Origin of the sequence: Cupriavidus gilardii (assembly GCF_017598945.1) — a bacterium.
Lineage (GTDB): Bacteria > Pseudomonadota > Gammaproteobacteria > Burkholderiales > Burkholderiaceae > Cupriavidus > Cupriavidus gilardii_E.
The window spans coordinates 18114-36693 of record NZ_JAGFTW010000020.1 but is presented as its reverse complement, the minus strand read 5'-3'; the positions used below and the strand labels follow the sequence as shown (position 1 = coordinate 36693).

Genomic DNA, 18580 nt, shown 5'->3' with positions numbered 1-18580 from the left:
CTTGCGGGAGAGGGGCCGGGGGAGAGGGCAGCGTCCCGCTACCGCTCGACCACCACCGCAGCCCTATCCCGCGGCACCGTCGCCTTCACCGTTCTTGCCACCACTGCGGCCGGCGCCTTGCCGCCCACCAGCCGGTTGACCTGCTTGAACTCGCAGGTCAGCGCACCGGGCGTGACGGTCACCACCGCGTAGCCTTGCGCGTCGGTATTGGCGTACTGCAGCCACGGATTGCTGCGCAGCGCGGCCAGCTGCTGGCAAAGCGGCACGACCTGCTGGACGAAGGCGGCATCGCCCTGCAGCGCTGTCAGCACCGCATCGGTGGTCGCATCGAGCTGTCCCTCGGCCACGCCGCGCGCCGCCAGCGCGCCGCGCAGCGACACCCGCAGCGATTCGGCCACGGTGGCGGCGGTGACGGTCGACGGCGCCAGCGTATGGTCGAGCAGATTGACGTCGACCTGCACGGGCTCGCCGCCCAGCGCCGGAACCGGCAGCGACAGCGTGCGGTAGACCAGCGTCGCCAGGCTCTCCGATAGCGCGCCGACCGCCGATTTCAGATACGAGAAGAACGAGTCCGAGCTAATGCCGGCCGTCACCAGGTCCACCATCACCGGCGTGCCGCCGCCCTCGGCGTCGTAGTCGTCGTGCACGGTGCCCGCATAGAAGGCATGGATGTCGCCGGTCAGCGCCACCACGTTGCGGATGCCGTTGTCCGCCAGATGCCGCATCAGCGCCTTGCGTTCGGCGTTGAAGCCATCCCACTGGTCGGCATTGAGCACGAAGCGCTGGAAGAAGGCCGCCAGCGCCGCCTTCTGCGCGGCCGGGATAAAGGCCGACGTCTCGCGATGGGCCAGCACGTCCGGCTTCACGTAGCCGAACGCGATTGCCTGGGCGGCCGCGCCAATCTGCGAGGCGACGCCGCCCGCGGCAGCGGCCTTTGCTTGCCCGAAGGCCAGTACCGCGATGCCGGCCTGCGCGGCGGTCAGTCCGGCGCCGATGGCGGCAGCGGTCTTGTCGCCGGCGGTGGCATCGGCCATTGCGATCGCCTGCGCGGCCGTCGCTGCGCTGGCCTGCGAGGCGCCGGCCGCGACGGCGGCGACGGCGGCGGCGGCCACCGGCACATTGCCGCCGGTCGAGGCCAGTGTGCCCTGGATGCTGGCCGACAGCGTGCCGAGCGCCTGCAAGGCGACCAGCGTGGCGATGGCGTTGCTGCCGTCGATGCCCATGCGCAGCAGCGAGACCTCGTTGCCCCACAGCTTCCAGATCGCCGGCGAGCGCGCCATGGTGTCGCGCCACCAGTTGCGCTGTTCGTTGCCGAGGATCGACGTCAGTGCCAGCGGGTCGGCCGCGCCGGCGGCGGCCATCTTGGCGGCCTCGGCGGTGGCCAGCGTGGCGGACGGCACCATGTAGCGCGCGCCGATGCTGCCCAGCGGCGCGCCCGTGGCCGGGTTGATCGCGGCTTCGGGCAGCACGTGGTCGGTGCGGTACAGCCGTTCGTCGGTCATCACCAGATGGGCCAGCTTGCCAAAGCGCAGCTCGCGATAAATGCGGATCGCGTGGATGCCTTCCTGCTTCTCGTCGAACACGATATCGGCCGGCATGAATTCGAACCACGCGCGGCTGGCGGCGCGCCGGCGCGCGGGCTGGTGCTGCTCGACGCCGTTGCCGGCGGCGTTGTAGGTTTCGGCGTCGCCCCAGCAGTCGTCGCTGAACTCGTGGTCGTCCCAGGTGGCGACCATGGCGAAGCGCTCGTGCACCGCCTGCAGGCGCGGGTCGCTGCGGTAGCGCTTGTAGAGGTAGCGGTAGTCGTTCAGCGTGGTGGCGTACTTCGCGCCGCTGCTGCCGTTCTTGAAGGTGCCATCGGGCAGCACAAGCGGCGTGTGGGCGCTTTCGACCGCGCCCGTCTGGAAGTCCTCGCCGACGGTCTCGTAGATGTAGTCGCCCAGGTGGACGACGAAGTCCAGATCCTCGGCCGCAAGCGCGTCGAAGGTGCCCCAGTGGTTGATGCTCCAGTCCTGGCAGCTCAGAAAGCCCAGGCGCAGTTGCGAGACGTCGGCGTCGGCGGCCGGGGCCGTACGGAAGCGCCCGATGCGCGAACGGACTTCGCCCGCGGTGAACTGGTAGTAGTAGGTCTGTCCGGGAGCCAGGCCGGTGATCTTGTGGCGCACCGTGCAGTCGTAGGCGCCGGAGACCGGGATGGTGGCGTCGACCACGGCGGTGCCGGCCAGCGCCGTGGCGGTGCCCAGCGCGCCGGCATTGTCCGCGGCCGTCACCCGCAGCCGGATCGCGAAGCTGGCGTCGAGGCTCGCCGCCGCGGCATCGTCGACGTTTGCCGGCACGACACGGGTCCAGAGCAGGATGCCGTCCGGCTTCGGATCGCCGGACGCCACGCTCTGCGGGAACTTCCAGTTCGCGCCGGTGGCCGGCGGCGCCGCCGGCGTACCGGTGTCGGGACGGCCGTCGGGGTGGTCGTCGCCGCCGCATGCCGCCAGGCCGCCTGCCGTGGCCACCGAGACCGTGATGAAGCCGCCCAGCTTCAGAAATCGCCTTCTGTCCATGTCTTGTCGTTCGAGTAGGAAGTGGCTCGGGAACGGGTCCCGAAGGGAAAGAGCCGCGAACGGCCGCCTGAAGGCGATTGGAGCAGGGAGTTGTGACAGCGGCGTGATGTGCAGGGCGCACGGCCGGGGGCGGCCCAGGACCTTGTCAGGGCGGCCGGCAGTGCCTCGCGGGCTGAAATCGGGCGGACGCCGCGCCGCAAGCGTTCCCGCCCGGCAAGGTACAATAGCGGTTTTCGCCGGACTGCCCCGGCTGGCGCCACCCCCGCGCCAGCGGCCCGGCCGCCGTCTTACCCTCCATCGCCCTCCGACCGCTCAGATCATGGCGCATTTCTCGTGCTTCCCCGGCGCATTGGCCCTGTCGGCCTTTCGCCAGCAACGCCTGCTCACCGCCCTGCAACAGATCGACGCCGACATCGAATCGGTGCACGGCCAGTTCCTGCACTTCGTCGATACCGACCAGCCGCTGGACAAGGGCGACACCGACCGCATCCGCGCGTTGCTGACCTATGGCGCGCCGTTCGCCGAGCAGCCCGAGGGCGACCGCTTTGTCGTGATCCCGCGTTTCGGCACGATTTCACCGTGGGCCAGCAAGGCCACCGATATCGCGCACAACTGTGGTCTGTCCCATGTGCACCGGATCGAGCGCGGCATCGAGTTCACGGTGGTCTGCAAGAAGGGCCTGCTGCGCGGCCGCAAGACGCTGGATCCGCTGACGCGCGATGCCGTGGCCGCACTGCTGTTCGACCGCATGACCGAGACCGTGGTCGCCACGCGCGACGCCGCGGCCGGGCTGTTCGAGGAACTGCCGGCCAAGCCGCTGCGCTTCATCGACCTGGCCGGTGGTCGCGCCGCGCTGGCCGAGGCCAATGTCGCGATGGGCCTGGCGCTGTCCGACGACGAGATTGACTATCTGGTCGACGCCTACGCCAAGCTCGGCCGCAATCCGACCGATGTCGAGCTGATGATGTTCGCGCAGGCCAACAGCGAGCACTGCCGCCACAAGATCTTCAATGCGACCTGGACCATCGACGGCGAGGAGCAGGACAAATCGCTGTTCGCGATGATCCGCAACACGCACCAGCTCAATCCGCAGGGTTCGATCGTCGCGTATTCGGACAACTCGGCGGTGATGGAAGGCGATGTCGCCGAGCGCTGGTTCCCGCGCGGCGACGCGCATCAGTATGGCCGCCATCAGGCGCTGACCCATACGCTGATGAAGGTCGAGACGCATAACCATCCGACCGCGATCTCGCCGTTCCCCGGGGCCTCGACCGGCGCCGGCGGCGAAATCCGCGACGAGGGCGCAACCGGCCGCGGCGCCAAGCCGAAGGCGGGCCTGACCGGCTTCACGGTGTCCAACCTGATGCTGCCCGACGCGGTCGAGCCGTGGGAGAACGCGCGCGACGCCGCCCAGCCGCTGGCCTTCCGCAATCCCGACGAGCGGCCCGCGGTGACGGGCAAGCCGGAGCGCATCGCCTCGCCGCTGCAGATCATGATCGAAGGCCCGCTCGGCGGCGCCGCCTTCAACAACGAATTCGGCCGCGCCAACCTGGGCGGCTATTTCCGCGTCTACGAGCAGAACGTCGGCGGCACCGTGCGCGGCTATCACAAGCCGATCATGATCGCCGGTGGCATCGGCAATATCGACGCCTCGCATACGCACAAGGAGCCGCTGCCGGCGGGCTCGCTGCTGATCCAGCTGGGCGGCCCGGGCATGCGCATCGGCATGGGCGGCGGCGCGGCCAGCTCGATGGCGACCGGCGCCAATACCGCCGACCTCGACTTCGATTCGGTGCAGCGCGGCAACCCGGAAATGGAACGGCGCGCGCAGGAAGTCATCAACGCCTGCTGGCAGCTCGGCGACGAGAACCCGATCCTGTCGATCCACGACGTCGGCGCGGGCGGCCTGTCCAATGCCTTCCCCGAGGTGGTCGACGGCGCCGGCCGCGGCGCGCGCTTCGAGCTGCGCCAGATTCATCTGGAAGAGTCGGGCCTGTCGCCGGCCGAGATCTGGTGCAACGAATCGCAGGAGCGCTATGTGCTGGCGATCGCGCCGGACAGCTTCCCGCGCTTTGCCGCGATGTGCGAGCGCGAGCGCGCGCCCTTCGCGGTGGTCGGCGTCGCCACCGAGGAAAAGCAGCTGCAGCTGGTCGATGCCAGCGTCGATCAGGCGCTGAAGGAACACTTCCCGGTCGATATGCCGATGGACGTGCTGCTCGGCAAGCCGCCGCGCATGCACCGCGACGTCAAGCGGGTCGAGCAATCGCTGCCCGAAGTCGACGTGACCGGCATCGCGCTCGATCAGGCGGTGCGCGACGTGCTGCGTCACCCGACCGTCGCCAGCAAGTCGTTCCTGATCACGATCGGCGACCGCAGCGTCGGCGGCATGAACGCGCGCGACCAGATGGTCGGCCCGTGGCAGGTGCCGGTGGCCGATGTCGCGGTCACCACGCTCGACTACCAAGGCAAGGCCGGCGAGGCGATGACGATGGGCGAGCGCACGCCGCTGGCCGTGATCGACGCGCCCGCATCGGGCCGCATGGCGATCGGCGAGGCGCTGACCAATCTGGCCGCCGCCCCGGTCAAGGACCTCGGCAAGGTCAAGCTGTCCGCCAACTGGATGGCCGCCTGCGGCGTCGAGGGCGAGGACGCCAAGCTGTACGACACGGTGCATGCGGTTGGCATGGAGCTGTGCCCGGCGCTGGGCATCAGCATTCCGGTGGGCAAGGATTCGCTGTCGATGCGCACCAAGTGGGACGATGCGGGCGTGGCCAAGGAAGTGGTCGCGCCGGTATCGCTGATCATCTCGGCGTTTGCCGCGGTCGACGATGTCGACCGCACGCTGACGCCGCAGCTGCGCACCGATCTGGGCGACTCCGTGCTGATCGCGATCGACCTGGGCCGCGGCAAGAACCGCCTCGGCGGCAGCATCCTGGCGCAGGTCACGCAGCAGGTCGGCGACAGCGTGCCGGACGTCGATGACCCGGCCGATCTGCGCAACTTCTTCAATGCGATCCAGCGCCTGAACCGCGAGGGCAAGCTGCTCGCCTATCACGACCGCTCGGACGGCGGCCTGATGGCGACGCTGGCCGAGATGGCCTTCGCCGGCCATTGCGGCCTGTCGCTGAACGTCGACATGCTGACGCTCGATCCGACCCAGGAGCCGGACTACGGCGACGCCAAGAACTGGGCCCAGCAGATCGCCGAGCGCCGCAACGATCAGACGCTGCGCGCGCTGTTCGCGGAAGAGCTGGGCGCGGTGATCCAGGTCAAGCTGGAGGATCGCGACGCCGTGTTCGCTGCGCTGCGCGAGGCCGGCCTGTCGGCCTGCAGCCATGTGGTCGGCAAGCCCAATGGCAGCGACCAGATCGAGATCTACCGCGACGCGAAGAAGGTGTTCGGCGCGCCGCGCGCCGAGCTGCAGCGGGTGTGGACCGAGGTCAGCTGGCGCATCGCCCGGCTGCGCGACAACCCCGCCTGCGCCGACAGCGAATACGCGCTGCTGCTCGACGCCGCCGATCCGGGCATCACGCCGAGCCTGACCTTCGATCCGGCCGAGGACATCGCCGCGCCGTTCATCGCCAGCGGTGCCCGGCCGCGCGTGGCGATCCTGCGCGAGCAGGGCGTCAACTCGCAGATCGAGATGGCCTATAGCATGGACCGCGCGGGCTTCGACACCTACGACGTCCATATGAGCGACCTGATCGCGGGGCGCGCGAAGCTGGACGACTTCATCGGCTTCGTCGCTTGCGGCGGCTTCAGCTACGGCGACGTGCTGGGCGCCGGCGAAGGTTGGGCCAAGACCATCCTGTTCAACGGCGCGATGGCCGAGCAGTTCGCGGCCTTCTTCAACCGCACCGATACTTTCGCGCTGGGCGTCTGCAACGGCTGCCAGATGATGAGCAACCTGGCCCCGATCATCCCCGGCGCCGGTGCCTGGCCCAAGTTCACGCGAAACCAGAGCGAGCAGTACGAAGCGCGCTTCGTCACGGTCGAGGTCCAGCAGTCGCCGTCGATCTTCTTCGCCGGCATGGAAGGCAGCCGCATCCCGATCGTCGTCGCGCACGGCGAGGGCTACGCCGACTTCTCGCAGCAGGGCGACAAGAGCCGCGTCGACGTGTCGCTGCGCTTCGTCGACAACCGCGGTGCGGCGACGCAGACCTACCCGCTGAACCCGAACGGCTCGCCGGACGGCATCACCTCGGTGACCACGGTCGACGGCCGCTTCACCGTGCTGATGCCCCACCCGGAGCGGGTGTTCCGGGCCGCCACGATGAGCTGGGCCCCGGACGCCTGGAAGCAGATCCCGGACGGCGCCAGCCCCTGGATGCGCATGTTCCGCAATGCGCGGAAGTGGGTGGGATAAGCCGTTCCGGTTGAAGTTGGTTGGAAGCAAGAAGGCCCGCGCGATGCGGGCCTTCTTGCTTCTTGGCGCTCCATGGCCTTGCACTCGTGAGGGCAGTCCAGATGCTCGGATCGCCGCTATTGGCCAATACGCGGAAGATTGCGACATCGTTGGTCGCCTATCCTCCGCTCTCTGCCAAACCATACGAGGCCATAGCCGTGTTCCACATTCAGTTCATCAAGCGTGGCGATCAGTCAGTCTTCGCGGTTGTCCCGATCGACGTATGGCATCGGATCAAGCATCTGGTCGAGGACCTCGATGACGTCGCGTTGTTCGACTACGCCAAGTCGCAAGATGATGGAACGCGCTTGTCTGCTGAGGATCTAGATGCCCAGACGCATCGCGAAGGACGATGACTGGAACCGATGCGATCGGGCCTGACGACGGCTCAGCCTGAGCCAGCAACGCTGGCTGCAGATACGACCACGCGCTACACTACCCGCCATTCCATTTCCTGCGGGCTGATATGGCGACTCTCTCCTTCGACCGTTTGCTGCAACCTGTTTCGGGCGACGACCCTTGCGGCGAGGATCTGCTGTTCTCGGCCGAGTTCGACCGCATTCAGGAGGCTCGTCGTTTCGACGATCCCTCGCTGGACCAGGGCGAATGGGTGACCGAGTTGAAGGAGGCGGACTGGCGCCAGGTGGTCGACCTGTCGACGCGGCTGCTGTCGGAGCGGACCAAGGATCTGCGGCTGGCGGTGTGGCTGACCGAGGCGCTGGCCAAGACAAGAGGGTTTGCGGGTCTGCGCGACGGCTATACGGCGACCGCGCAGCTGTGCGAATCGTTCTGGAGCGGCCTGCATCCGCGTGCCGACGAGGAAGACCTCGAATATCGCACCGGCAGCGTGGCGTGGCTGGCCACGCGATCGCGCCAGCTGATTCGCGAGATTCCGCTGGTCGACGAGGCCGCCGGCGGCTACGGCTATGTCGATTGGGAGGTGGCGACCGCGCTGACCGAGGCGATCCGCCGCGATCCCGATCACGCCGACGAGCTGTCCGAGGGCAAGGTCACGCAGGAAGCGTTCGAGGCCGCGCGCAAGGCCACGCCGGCCGAATTCCATGTCGCACTGCTGCAGGACGTGGTGTCGTGCCAGCAGGCGCTGGTACGGCTCGGCGATGTGCTCGACGCGAAGGCCGGGGAGCATGCGCCGAGCTTCCGGCAGGCGCGTGAAGCGCTGGAAGCCGTGCGGGCGCTGGTCGAGCGCTTCGTCGGCAAGCCCGCCGCGCCGGCCGCCGGCACGAACGAGACAGGGCACGCGGCCACGCCGACTACCGTCAGCCGGGTCGAAGCGCCGGCCGTGGGCGGGCAGGGCGCGACCGCGGCCAGCGGCCCGATCCGCACGCGCCAGCAGGCATTGGCGCAGCTACGCGACGTCGCCGATTTCTTCCGCCGTACCGAACCGCACAGCCCGGTCGCCTATCTGGCCGCGCGCGCGGCCAAGTGGGGCGAGATGCCGCTGCACGCCTGGCTGCGCACCGTCGTGAAGGACGATGCCACGCTGGCGCAGATCGAGGAATTGCTGGGCGTGATGCCGGACGCGGAGAGCGATTCCGGCAGCTGAGTCGGCCCGCTGCACAGTCCGAGCTGTCGTCCCCCGCAAACGCGGGAACGACAGCGAACCGACATTCAGTCTTTTACTGGCTGGCCCTGAACTCGATGCGCCGATTGCGCGCCCGGTTCTCTTCCTTGTCGTTCGGCGCAATCGGCTGATCCGGTCCTACGCCGACCGCGGACAGCACCGATGGCTCGATCCCCTTGCCGGCCAGATAGCTCTTGACCGTCTCCGCGCGCGACTGCGACAGCGCCAGATTCAGCGCGCGGCTGCCCGAATTGTCGGTGTGCCCGACGATCTCGATCTTGCGTCCCGACAGCTTCGGCAGCACCGCCGCCATCTCGTCGAGAATCACGCGGCCCTTCGGCGTCAGCGTGGCGCTGCCGGTCTCGAATTCGATGATCCGGTTCGCCAGCGTGCGGTCCAGCAGGTCCTGACCCGATGCCGGCACGCGCAGGCCATTCTTGACCGTGTAGTTCTGGCCCAGCCCGCTCGACATCATGGTGGCGATCTGCTGCCGCTGGCCCTCGTCGGCAACGTCGCCATACAGTGCGATCTGCGTGCCGTCGATGCTCAACTGCCCCCGCTTGACCTGCTTGATCTGCGGCGACAGCACCTTCTGCACGTTGGCGGTCCAGTTTGGCGGCGACACCACGCCGCCCACCTCGATCTGATCGACCACATTGGCCGCGCCATACAGCTCGCGCAGACGCGCCAGCACCTCGGCCTTGGTGGCCTCGTCCGGCACCGCGCCGCCGGCCACCACGCGTCCTGCCACCGCCTCCGCGCCGGCAGGCGTCTGGGCGGAGGCGGGCGCCGCCAGCAGCCAGGTCAGGGCCGTCGCCAGCGCAACAGCGCGGCAGGCCGGGAAAACCGAACGCATGATCATTCTCCGATGAAGACTTCGCGGAAGGTGTCGAGCGCCGCGCGCAGCGACAACTGCGGCTGCTCGAGATAGCTGGCCAGCTTGGCCACGCCATAGCGCGAGCCGGCATGCTGGTCCACCCACTGCGGGTCGTCGATGTCGATATTGACTTCGCCGTACGCCAGCGGCGACATGATGCCGTGCAGCGTCCGCGACGAGGCGCCATTGAAGCCGATCACGAGTCGTTCGCTGCGGCCCGCGTCAGCGCTGCGCGGGTTGCCGACCCGGCCGAGGAACAGCGACAGCTCGAAATCCCCCCGCTTCAGGAAGCCCGAGATCAGGTCGAGCCAGAAGCTCGCCACCAGGCTGCGATAGACCGGGTCGGACGGCAACGGCAGCGTCAGTCCCTTGTCCAGCCGCGAGGTGCCGGCGCTCATCACCGGTTCGAGCAGGATGCCCAGCGCGACCAGCGTGCGCCGCAGGCACAGCGTCTGCCCGTCGGCGCGCAGCATCTGCTCCAGGCCGGCCACCGTCTGGAATTCGATGAAGTCCTTGAAGCTGGCGTCGTAGGCCTGCGCCCCCGCGCCGATCTCGACCGCGAACTGGGTCTGCGCCAGATTGCGCAGGCCCTCGGCCGGATCGGTAGCGGAAACGAGCTCCTGCATCTGGTGGCTGGCGCGCGTCCACAGCCGCGTCAGCGCCAGCGGGCTGCGCGCGATGAACGGCAGCGGCTGGTCGATCTCCAGCGCGGCCGCGGCGAGGAACGGGAAGCGGCGCGACGACTGGTCGTTGCTGGCCATCACCGTGCCGGCGATCGCCAGCCGGCTCTGCGAGCCGAGGAAGGCGAACTGCACCGGCTGCCACGCGTCATAGACGGTCTTCCAGCCCGGGTCTTCGGCCAGCATCTCCATCGCCTGCGACAGCCAGCGATCGAGCGTATCGAGCAACTGGGTCTGGTTCGGGCTCTTGACGAAATCCCCGCGCGACGGAAGCTTGCCGAAGTACGCGAGCTGCAATTGCGCTGCCTGGCTCATTGCGCACCTCCTGCACGAACGGCGGCGCCGGATTGCGCAATCGGCGACGAGGCGGCAGGGGCGGGCTGTGCCGCCTCCGTGGCGGTGACCGGCGCCGACGCGTCCGCAATCGCCGGCGGCAGCTTCAGACCGCGCAGGCCCTGTCCCTGCGGCGAGTCGGCGGCCGCCGTGGTTGTCTGCGGGCTGCTGACGATGCGCAGCGCCACCGCGACGGTGGTGCCGCCCTGCGTCCACGACAGCTCGAACGCGCCATCCGGGCGACGCTTGCGCGAGGCCGTGGCGATCAGCCGCTCCAGGCCGAAGCGGCCCGGTTCGCTCAGCACTTCGACGGTGCGGCCATCGAAGGTCGTGGCGGTGATGCGCGCGCCCGGCGTGCCCTGCGGATTGGGCCAGACGAAGTTGGTCCACTGCGGCGGCGTATTGCGATAGCGCAGCTGCTGGCCGTCGATCTCGATCGTGTATTCGGTGGTCCCGGCCGCCGGCGACGGCAGGATCTGGAACACCGTCTGCGGGGCGGCAGCGGCGGCACCGCCGGCGCCCGCCGCCGCACCGCCCGTCAGCGGCGCAATCCAGCGCGTGAAGTTGGTGGTGAACTCCGGCGCGAAGGTCACGCCCAGATCGCCCCAGGTCCGCGCGGCGATCATGTCGCCACGGCGCACCGACAGCGGCCCGATGGTGGTGCCGGCGAACTTGGCGATGGCGCCGTCCGGGCCGAACACCTGACCGATCTCGGCGGCGCTGGCCTCGATCTTGGCATCGGAGGCAAACGGGTACTTGGTCGCCAGCGTCTGCATGAAGGGCTGGTAGACCTGGGCGTTCCACACCTTGTTGATCTCCACGCTGGCAGGGCGGATCGTCACCGCATACGACTGCAGCAGCGGACGCACCAGCAGCGGACGCAGCGTCTGGCGCTGGCTGTCGGTCATGCCGGTCAGCATCTGCTCGTCGACGTACTTGAGCGCATCGGCCAGCTCCGAGCCGTTGCCGTCGAGCGTCTGCTGCATCAGCTGGCGCGCGCCGGGGCCGGGGTCGCCCTGGTTCTTGATGGTGTTGAAGCGCGTGCGGACCTTGGACAGCGCTTCCATATAGCCGCGCAGCAGCGAATTGTTGTCGTGCATCACGGCGATCTTGGCCAGGCCCGAAAACTCCTTGCCGACCGGCCCCATCGGGATATTGCCGGCTTCGGATCCAGCGGCGAGGCTGGCGCTGTCGACATTGACGCTGACGCCCGACGGCGTGCCGCGCGAGACCCAGCGCTTGAACCAGTCGATCACGCCGGTCTTGGCCTGCTTCAGCCCCGCGTTGACGATCGACGGGTTGTCCCACGAGGTCTGCTCGTAGGCCGCGTCGAACAGCTTGCGGATCGGCGAATTGACCGGATCGCCGAGCAGGTTCATCGCGGTCACAGCCTGGTCGAAGCTCTTGAACTCCTGCACCGCGACGCCCTGCATGAAGCGCTGCCACTCCTTCGCGTATTCGTTCTTGTACATCGACACCAGCGTCTTCTGGATCTGCTCGGGGCTGCCTTCCAGCGTCAGGTCGTCGCGGGCGGCGACGTTCAGCACCCAGTCCTTGCTCTGCAGTTCCTTGCTGGCGGCCTCACGGATGGCGGGCTGCACGTATTGCAACCAGGCTTCCCGCGTGAAGGTGCCGGGCACCGCGTAGCTGCCGGCGACCACCGTCGCGCCGGCGTCGCCGACGATGCGGGCCACGGTCATCGGCGCAAAGCGCGTGGCCGCGCGCGCCTTGATCTCGGCGTAGGCGCGCTCGCGCGCCGGCATGCCGCGCACCACGCGGCGCAGGTTCTCGCGGGTCTGGTCGATCAGCGACAGATTGCTCTCGAGCAGCGGCCAGTTGTCGTCGTTGACGCGGGCCAGGTAGAACGAGATGTTGCGTTCGGCCGCGCGGATCAGCTGCTCGCGCGGCATATTGCCGCGATTCTCCTCGAGCCAGCCGCGCCAGAAGCGTGTGACCTGATCGGTCAGGTGTGCCACCTCGACATGGCGCTTGTCCGCCAGCATCAGATAGGTCTTCAGCGCGTTGTAGGCGTCCTCGACGTTGGTCGGCGAGGCGTCGGCATAGCGCTTGGCATTCGGAGATTCGGTATTCAACGCGGCGGTCATGTCGGCGGCGGAAGGTGCCGCCGCAGCGCCGGCCGTCGGTGTTGCAGCCGGCGCGGCGGCAGCGCTGGCGCCGGCGGTGCCGTTGGCCGTGGCCGAGGTCGGCACCACCGCGCCATTGGCCGCCGGCGCACGCACGTTCTGCGCGAGCTGGTCCGGATGCGCGTTGACCTCGGCCAGGAAGCGCTCGATCGACGTGCCGACCGGCTTGAGCATGACCTGGCGCAGGCCGTTGTAATACTCGTCGAGCAGCTTGTGCTGCAGCGTATCGCCCTGGTACAGGCCCAGCGACAGCGCGATCGGATGGTCGGCGCGGAAGCGCTCCAGCTGCTCGATCCGGTCCTGCAGGATATCGAGCGCCTCGAGCCGCGACTGCAGGTCGATGCGGTTCTGCTGCAGCTTGACGATCTTGTCGAGGTCGGCCTGCACGTTCGCGGTCAGCTGGCGGTTGCCGATGAAGGACCAGGTCCAGCCGCCCAGCAGCAGGCCCAGCACCAGCACCAGCCCGAAGAAGGTGACGAAGCGCATCCGCGTCTTGGCCGGGCTCGAGAACTGCCGCACGGTCTTGCGGTCGGCGAACACCACCTTGGAGAACAGGTCGCGCAGGAAGAAGCCGTTTTTCGAGAACACCTCGCGGCTGTGCGCGGCGCTGTCGAGCTTCAGCCCGAAGCGGCGGGCGATCCGTTCTGCGGAGGCGCTGGTCGTGCTGGCCTCCTGCACCGCGCTGGTGAAATAGAAGCCGCGGAACACCGGCTTGTACTGGAACGGGTTCTCGTCGAACAGCGTCACCAGGAAGGCGCGCAGCGCCGGCTTGATCGACGCGAACTCGAGCGGGAAGCTCAGCAGGCCCGGCGACAGCTTGCCGTTGCGGTGCTGCGCGATCTGCGCCACGCTGATTTCCTTCAAGCCGTCGTACAGCTCGTCGAAGCGCTCGTCGAACATCGCGGCGGCATCGCGCTTCTCGCCGGGCTCGAAGGGCAGGGTGGCGCCCCAGACGCGGTCGCGCTCGTGCTTGTCGCTGTCGCCGAAGAATTCGGTGAAGCCGGTGATCAGGTCCGCCTTGGTGAACATCACGTAGACCGGCGCGAAGACTTCCAGCCGCTCGGTCAGCTCCTGCACGCGCTGGCGCAGGTTCTTGGCCAGCTGGATGGCGAACTCGGGCCGGTTCTGCGTCAGCTCCGGAATGCTGACGGTGACCACGATGCCGTTGATCGGCGCGCGCGGACGGTAGCGCTTGAGCAGGTCCAGGAAACCCAGCCACTCCTTGCGGTCTTCCTCGTGCACGGAATAGCGGCCGGCGGTATCGAGCAGGATGCCTTCGGTGGTGAAGAACCAGTCGCAGTTACGGGTGCCGCCAATGCCGTGGATGATCGCGTTGTTCTTGTCGGCGAACGGAAACTGCAGGCCCGAGTTCAGCACCGCGGTACTCTTGCCCGCTGCCGGGTTGCCGATCACGATGTACCAGGGCAGCTCGTACAGCGCCTCGTTGCCCGACAGCTGGCCGAGCTTGGAGGTCTTGATCGTCTTGACCGCATCGACCAGCCGCGTGCGCAGCGCCTCGACCTCGCCGCGCTTTTCCTGCGGCGCTTCCTGGGCCGCCGCATTGGCCTGCTGTTCCAGCAGCGCACCGAGCTTGCCGCTGGCGTGCCGGGCGCGATAGTGCCGCCATGCGAAGGCGATCAGCCACGCCACCACCAGCAGGCCGAGCACGATGCCGACCCAGGTCAGCCCGACCTCGAAGGTATCGGCCGCCAGCAGCAGGAAGAGCGTCAGCGCGACGACGCCTATCACGGACAGCGTGCGCGTGTTGGTCAGGAAACTGAGGAATCGGTGCATGTTGGCCTGCGGTTTGCGAATGCGTGTGCTGGTTCTTGTGCTTTGGCTTGGGCTTGTGCTTGAGCTCGTGCGTGTTCTGGCTTGGCGCGGATGTCTGCTAGGCGGTGGGCGGTGGCACCACCGCGATCGCGCCGCGCTGCTGCGGGTCCGCCGCGGTCACCGCCAGCGCCGGGCCGCCGCGCTCGGCGCACTGCTGATGCGCGAGCACGATGGCGAGCAGCGCGCCGGCATTGCCGGTGTGTCCGCACGCGGTGCCGACCGGCAGCAGGTCCGCGCTGACGTCGAGCTCGTCAAAGCGCTCCGAGAAGACCCGTGCGAGTTCGACGGTGCGGACCGGATGCGGGCTGATGTCGGCGGCGACGACGACCGGTTGCGGCGCGGGCGCCGGTTCGGCGGGCGACGCCGCGGATTCTTCGTCCCCGGCCTTCGCGCTGTCGGCGGATTGGGCCAGTAGCGCCACCGTCTGCGCGACGGCGTGATCCAGCGCTGCAGTACGCGGCTGGCCCTTGTCGGGAGTCGGCGCATCGAGGCGCGTCAGCGTGGCGCGCAGGATCGATGCCGGCGGCGTGTCCTGCGCGAGCATCGCTGCCAATGGTCCCTGCGGCGGATACAGCAGGACCCCGGCTGCGGCCTCCGAGGGCGCGACGCCATGCTCGCATTGCGCGCTGAACAGCCGGTTGGTCGCGCGCAGCCGGTCGATCGCCTCTGCGCCGATATGCGAATCAGCGGCGATCACGCCGCGCAATTCGTGGGTCGGTTCGCGATGCAGCGCCAGGATTGCGCGATCGACCTGCACCATCGCATCGCCGTCGCCCTTGGCGGTCAACGTCTCCATCGAGATCCGTTCGATCGGCCAAAGACCGGTCAGGCGGCCGCGCACGTACTGGCCGGCGGCCGCGGCCATCGGCGCCTCCCAGCGCTCCGGCAACAGCAGCGTCAGTACCAGCCGCGGCGGCTCGTCGGATTGCGGTCCCGTCGTGGTCTCGTCCGCTGCGGGGAAGTACAGCGCCGGATGTTGTTCAAGAGTCTGAGCGACCAGACGCTCGGCCACATCGCTGGCCAGCGCCACCGCGCGCACCGCCTCGTCGTTCCACGGCAGCTCCGCGAAGGTGCGCTCCAGCGCCTCGCGCGTGCCCTCGACATCGATGTCGTCGACCGGCGCGGCGAAGATCGGCATGCCGTCGCCCAGCACGTCGACCACATCGGGCCGCTGCTGCTCGGCGGTCGCGGCGGCGGTGGCGGCGGTGTCCGCGCCCTTGGCGGTATGCAACACCGCGCCCAGTACCAGCGCGCGCCAGCGGCGGCTGGGGTCGTCGTCGGGCGCGGCCCCGTCGGCCGCGTTCGCGTCCTGCTGCGCCGCGGCGGCAGGCGTGCTGACAGCGGCCGCAACATTGCGGCGAATACCGTCCAGCGCCCGCCGAATGACCAGATAGCCCGCGATCATGCCAGCCGGCAGCAGGAACAGATGCGTGACGATATCGGTGGTCGTCGGCATCCGATGGATCGACTGCCACCACAGGATCGTCGCGGTCCAGACCAGCGCGAAAACCGCGAACAGGATCAGGCCGGAACGGAACAGGCGTGCAAGCATGGTGTCGGGGAGGGTCGGCACAGGGAAGCGCAATAGCGGAACGGCGTTCGCCTTACGCGCTGCCGGTGACCCCCTGGCTGGACAGCAGCGTCGCGCCGCATGCCGTCTTGTCGCCGTGGCGGGCCGCGGCGCGGCCGTCGATGATCACGGTCGGATCGCCGGTGACGATGGTGGTCTCGCCATGACCGGACTTCGGACAGGTCACGCGGTCGCCGACGCAGGCGATGCCCTTGCCGTTGGTCGACGTGGTGCCCGACGCGCTGATCACGACGCCGCCGTGGTCGGTCTTGTCACCCAATACGATAAATGGCCGTGTCATTGTTGTTCTCTCGACTGAGAAGGGCGATCCGCCGCCAGCTATCGATTCGCGGCCTGCTGTCGCGGGCCGCCGTTGCCTGCACTGTGCCCCCGCACATCGCACGCTAGCCGGGCTTCTTGCCGAGCACGCCGGGCCGGCGCAACTCGACGTGCCCAAGATCCATCATCTTCCAGCGCCCGCCCCAGGTCAGCCCCGCGGACTCGGCAATCTGCCCGTACAACTCGTATCCGCGCATCGCCCACGGATCCTTCTCGCTGATCACCAGCTTGCCGTCGCGATAGAAGGCGCTGTCCGCGGCGAGGCCGAACTGATGGTAGCTGTGATAGGCGCCCGCCTTTGTGACATGCGTGCCCATCGCGGCGAGCCTGGCCTGGCGCTCGGGGCTGCGATAGCCCTCCAGCAGCGCCATTTCATAACCATGCTCGTCGCGCATGATCTTGTAGACCAGCAGCAGGCGCTGGCGAAAATCGGCATCGAGCAGATCCCAGTTGCGGCTGGCTTCGCGGATGGTCGGACGAATCCGCTCGACTTCCTGCGTGGTGAATACCTCGGGCGGCAATGGCGCGGGAGGAACCAGACGCTCGCCATTCAATAAAGCGGAAATCTTCTGGTCCGGTTCGCGCAGCGCGTCATCGTACTCGAACAGCAGTTTCGGTCGCAAGGCGAGGGCGACGATGGGAGGGGTCGCCACCACGCCCGCCGCGCACAGCAGAAAGACCTTTCGGCGCCCAACGAAGGCGCGCAATGCTTCCATCGAATCGGCCGCCTGGGAAGCCGACGTTCGTAGGGTTCCGGCCGAGCGTTGGCTTGCCGCGCTCGCATTGATACTGAGCCGTTGCCATTGCGCGCGCGCGGCCAGCAGCACGCGCTCGCGCACGTCCGGCAGCAGCAGGATGGCCGCAATGGCCACCATCAGCGCGAAATAGAAGAACAGCGTAATAAAGATCATCCGCTCAGGCCGCGCGCCGTTCGATGCCCAGGTCCGGCATGACAGGCGAATGAATGGTTACATTTTGTGACATTTAATCGGCTCGATTCAGGCCCGCATTCCGTCGCCAAAAATTCGCCGCCTGGGAGTTGTCACGGCGGCGTTCACATATTTGCATTTTTGTTGCAGCCAGCTATAAAATCTGCGCGCTTCGTCCGCATCGGCAGCTGACGCCGTCTCGTCGAATTTCTGTTCGGGTCCTGTCTTCGAGTTATGTTGCCGATCGCTTAACTCAATTCCATCCCTTGCGCTGCCCGACGCGCATTTTATTGCAATTCGAGAGCCAAAAGATGAGTCACAGCGACGATTTGAAAGGAAATGGACCGCCGTCGCTGTTCGGCTCCGGCAATGCCGACAGCCAGGGACCGGGTACGCGCATTCTGGCCAGCCTCGAAGGGCGGGTCGCCAGTCACGGCCCTGCCAAAAAGACGCCCGATATCAAGCGCCACGGTGTCTTTGCCACGCTGGCATTGCTGCTGGTCGGCGCGGGCGCCGTTGCCTTCTGGCTGGGCAAAGGCAACGATGGGGAAGCGCCGACGGTTGCCTCCATCGTGCCTGCGGAGAGCGCCAATACCGGCGCTTCCGGCGCCCCGGGCGCTGTTGCCGCCATCCCGGCTCTCGAAACGCAGGCCGCTGCGGCAAGCGCTGCCCCGGTAGAAGCCACGGCCGGCTCGGCCACCATTGTCGATGTCGATCCGGTGCGCGATGCCGACGACGATGCGCTCGACAACCTCGGCAAGATGCCCCTGGAAGAGTTGGCCGCGGCGGGTTTCGGCGCCGCTGCGCTGGCCGGCGGCACGGCACTGGCAGCAAACGCGACGGCGGGTCAGGAAAAAGCCGCCGTTGGCGACAAAGCGAATTCGACGAATAAAAAAACGCTAAACCAAGAAGTAAATAAAACGAAGATCACTGCGTCGAATCAGTCTGCGACAAAACGGCAACATTCCAATGCGACGACCAAGATCGCATCGCGTTCCAATTCGAACCCTACGACTGTAGGGAAGACGAAAACCGAGCGCTCGCGTATTGCCTCCAACAATACGCGCCGGGTTTCAAAAAAGTCGGGAAGCAATATCGGCAATGATCGCGATGCCGAATTGCTGGCGGCATTGCTGGCCCCCACGCCCGAAGAGAAAACCGCGACAGCATCGCGGACGCGCAAGAGCGGCACCGCCCAGCGTTCGCAGTGATGAAGGCGGAGAGGCAAGGGTGCTGACAGAGGACATGGCCGCGTCATCGACGCGGCCTTCGCCGTAGGTAGGCCACCGATCGGCGCGCCCGCCTTCCGCTGTGATACCCGCTGACACCTGCT

Annotated in this window: 11 protein-coding genes; 4 read left to right on the top strand and 7 right to left on the bottom strand. The window is 67.8% G+C overall.

Annotation, left to right across the window (positions count from 1 at the left end):
* Window positions 1–38: 38 nt before the first annotated feature.
* Window positions 39–2555 carry an alkaline phosphatase D family protein gene (locus J5T34_RS08615; RefSeq protein WP_208579393.1) on the bottom strand — a complete coding sequence of 839 codons (2517 nt, stop codon included), beginning with the start codon at window positions 2553–2555 and terminating at the stop codon, window positions 39–41.
* A gap of 319 nt (window positions 2556–2874) precedes the next feature.
* Between J5T34_RS08615 and purL the strand changes: the two genes are divergently transcribed.
* From purL to tssA, 3 genes are all read left to right on the top strand, one after another.
* Window positions 2875–6921, top strand: coding sequence for a phosphoribosylformylglycinamidine synthase (gene purL, locus J5T34_RS08610; RefSeq protein ID WP_208579392.1), 4047 nt, complete (start codon window positions 2875–2877; stop codon window positions 6919–6921).
* A 101-nt stretch (window positions 6922–7022) separates the two neighbouring features.
* On the top strand, window positions 7023–7316 hold the full coding sequence (locus tag J5T34_RS08605) for a hypothetical protein (RefSeq protein WP_208579391.1): 294 nt from the start codon (window positions 7023–7025) through the stop codon (window positions 7314–7316).
* A 110-nt stretch (window positions 7317–7426) separates the two neighbouring features.
* Window positions 7427–8524, top strand: a complete 1098-nt coding sequence (gene tssA / locus J5T34_RS08600; RefSeq protein ID WP_208579390.1) for a type VI secretion system protein TssA — start codon at window positions 7427–7429, stop codon at window positions 8522–8524.
* Between the two features lie 73 nt (window positions 8525–8597).
* Here tssA and J5T34_RS08595 read toward each other — a convergent pair whose 3' ends face one another.
* The 6 genes from J5T34_RS08595 to J5T34_RS08570 form a co-directional block, all read right to left on the bottom strand.
* Window positions 8598–9398, bottom strand: a complete 801-nt coding sequence (locus J5T34_RS08595; protein WP_244258774.1) for an OmpA family protein — start codon at window positions 9396–9398, stop codon at window positions 8598–8600.
* Between the two features lie 2 nt (window positions 9399–9400).
* Window positions 9401–10414 carry a type VI secretion system-associated protein TagF gene (gene tagF, locus J5T34_RS08590; RefSeq protein WP_208579388.1) on the bottom strand — a complete coding sequence of 338 codons (1014 nt, stop codon included), beginning with the start codon at window positions 10412–10414 and terminating at the stop codon, window positions 9401–9403.
* Window positions 10411–14370 carry a type VI secretion system membrane subunit TssM gene (gene tssM, locus J5T34_RS08585; RefSeq protein ID WP_208579387.1) on the bottom strand — a complete coding sequence of 1320 codons (3960 nt, stop codon included), beginning with the start codon at window positions 14368–14370 and terminating at the stop codon, window positions 10411–10413. The genes tagF and tssM overlap by 4 nt, the downstream gene beginning before the upstream one ends.
* A gap of 97 nt (window positions 14371–14467) precedes the next feature.
* Window positions 14468–15961 (bottom strand): hypothetical protein, encoded by a 1494-nt coding sequence (locus J5T34_RS08580; protein ID WP_208579386.1) that lies wholly within the window; start codon window positions 15959–15961, stop codon window positions 14468–14470.
* Window positions 15962–16013: 52 nt separating this feature from the next.
* Window positions 16014–16280: a PAAR domain-containing protein gene (locus J5T34_RS08575; RefSeq protein WP_149318842.1), complete on the bottom strand. Its 267-nt coding sequence runs from the start codon at window positions 16278–16280 to the stop codon at window positions 16014–16016.
* A gap of 103 nt (window positions 16281–16383) precedes the next feature.
* Window positions 16384–17229 (bottom strand): M15 family metallopeptidase, encoded by an 846-nt coding sequence (locus tag J5T34_RS08570; protein ID WP_208579385.1) that lies wholly within the window; start codon window positions 17227–17229, stop codon window positions 16384–16386.
* Window positions 17230–17558: 329 nt separating this feature from the next.
* On the opposite strand from J5T34_RS08570, the gene J5T34_RS08565 reads away from it, so the two are divergent.
* Window positions 17559–18458, top strand: a complete 900-nt coding sequence (locus J5T34_RS08565) for a hypothetical protein (protein WP_208579384.1) — start codon at window positions 17559–17561, stop codon at window positions 18456–18458.
* The last annotated feature ends 122 nt before the right edge of the window (window positions 18459–18580 follow it).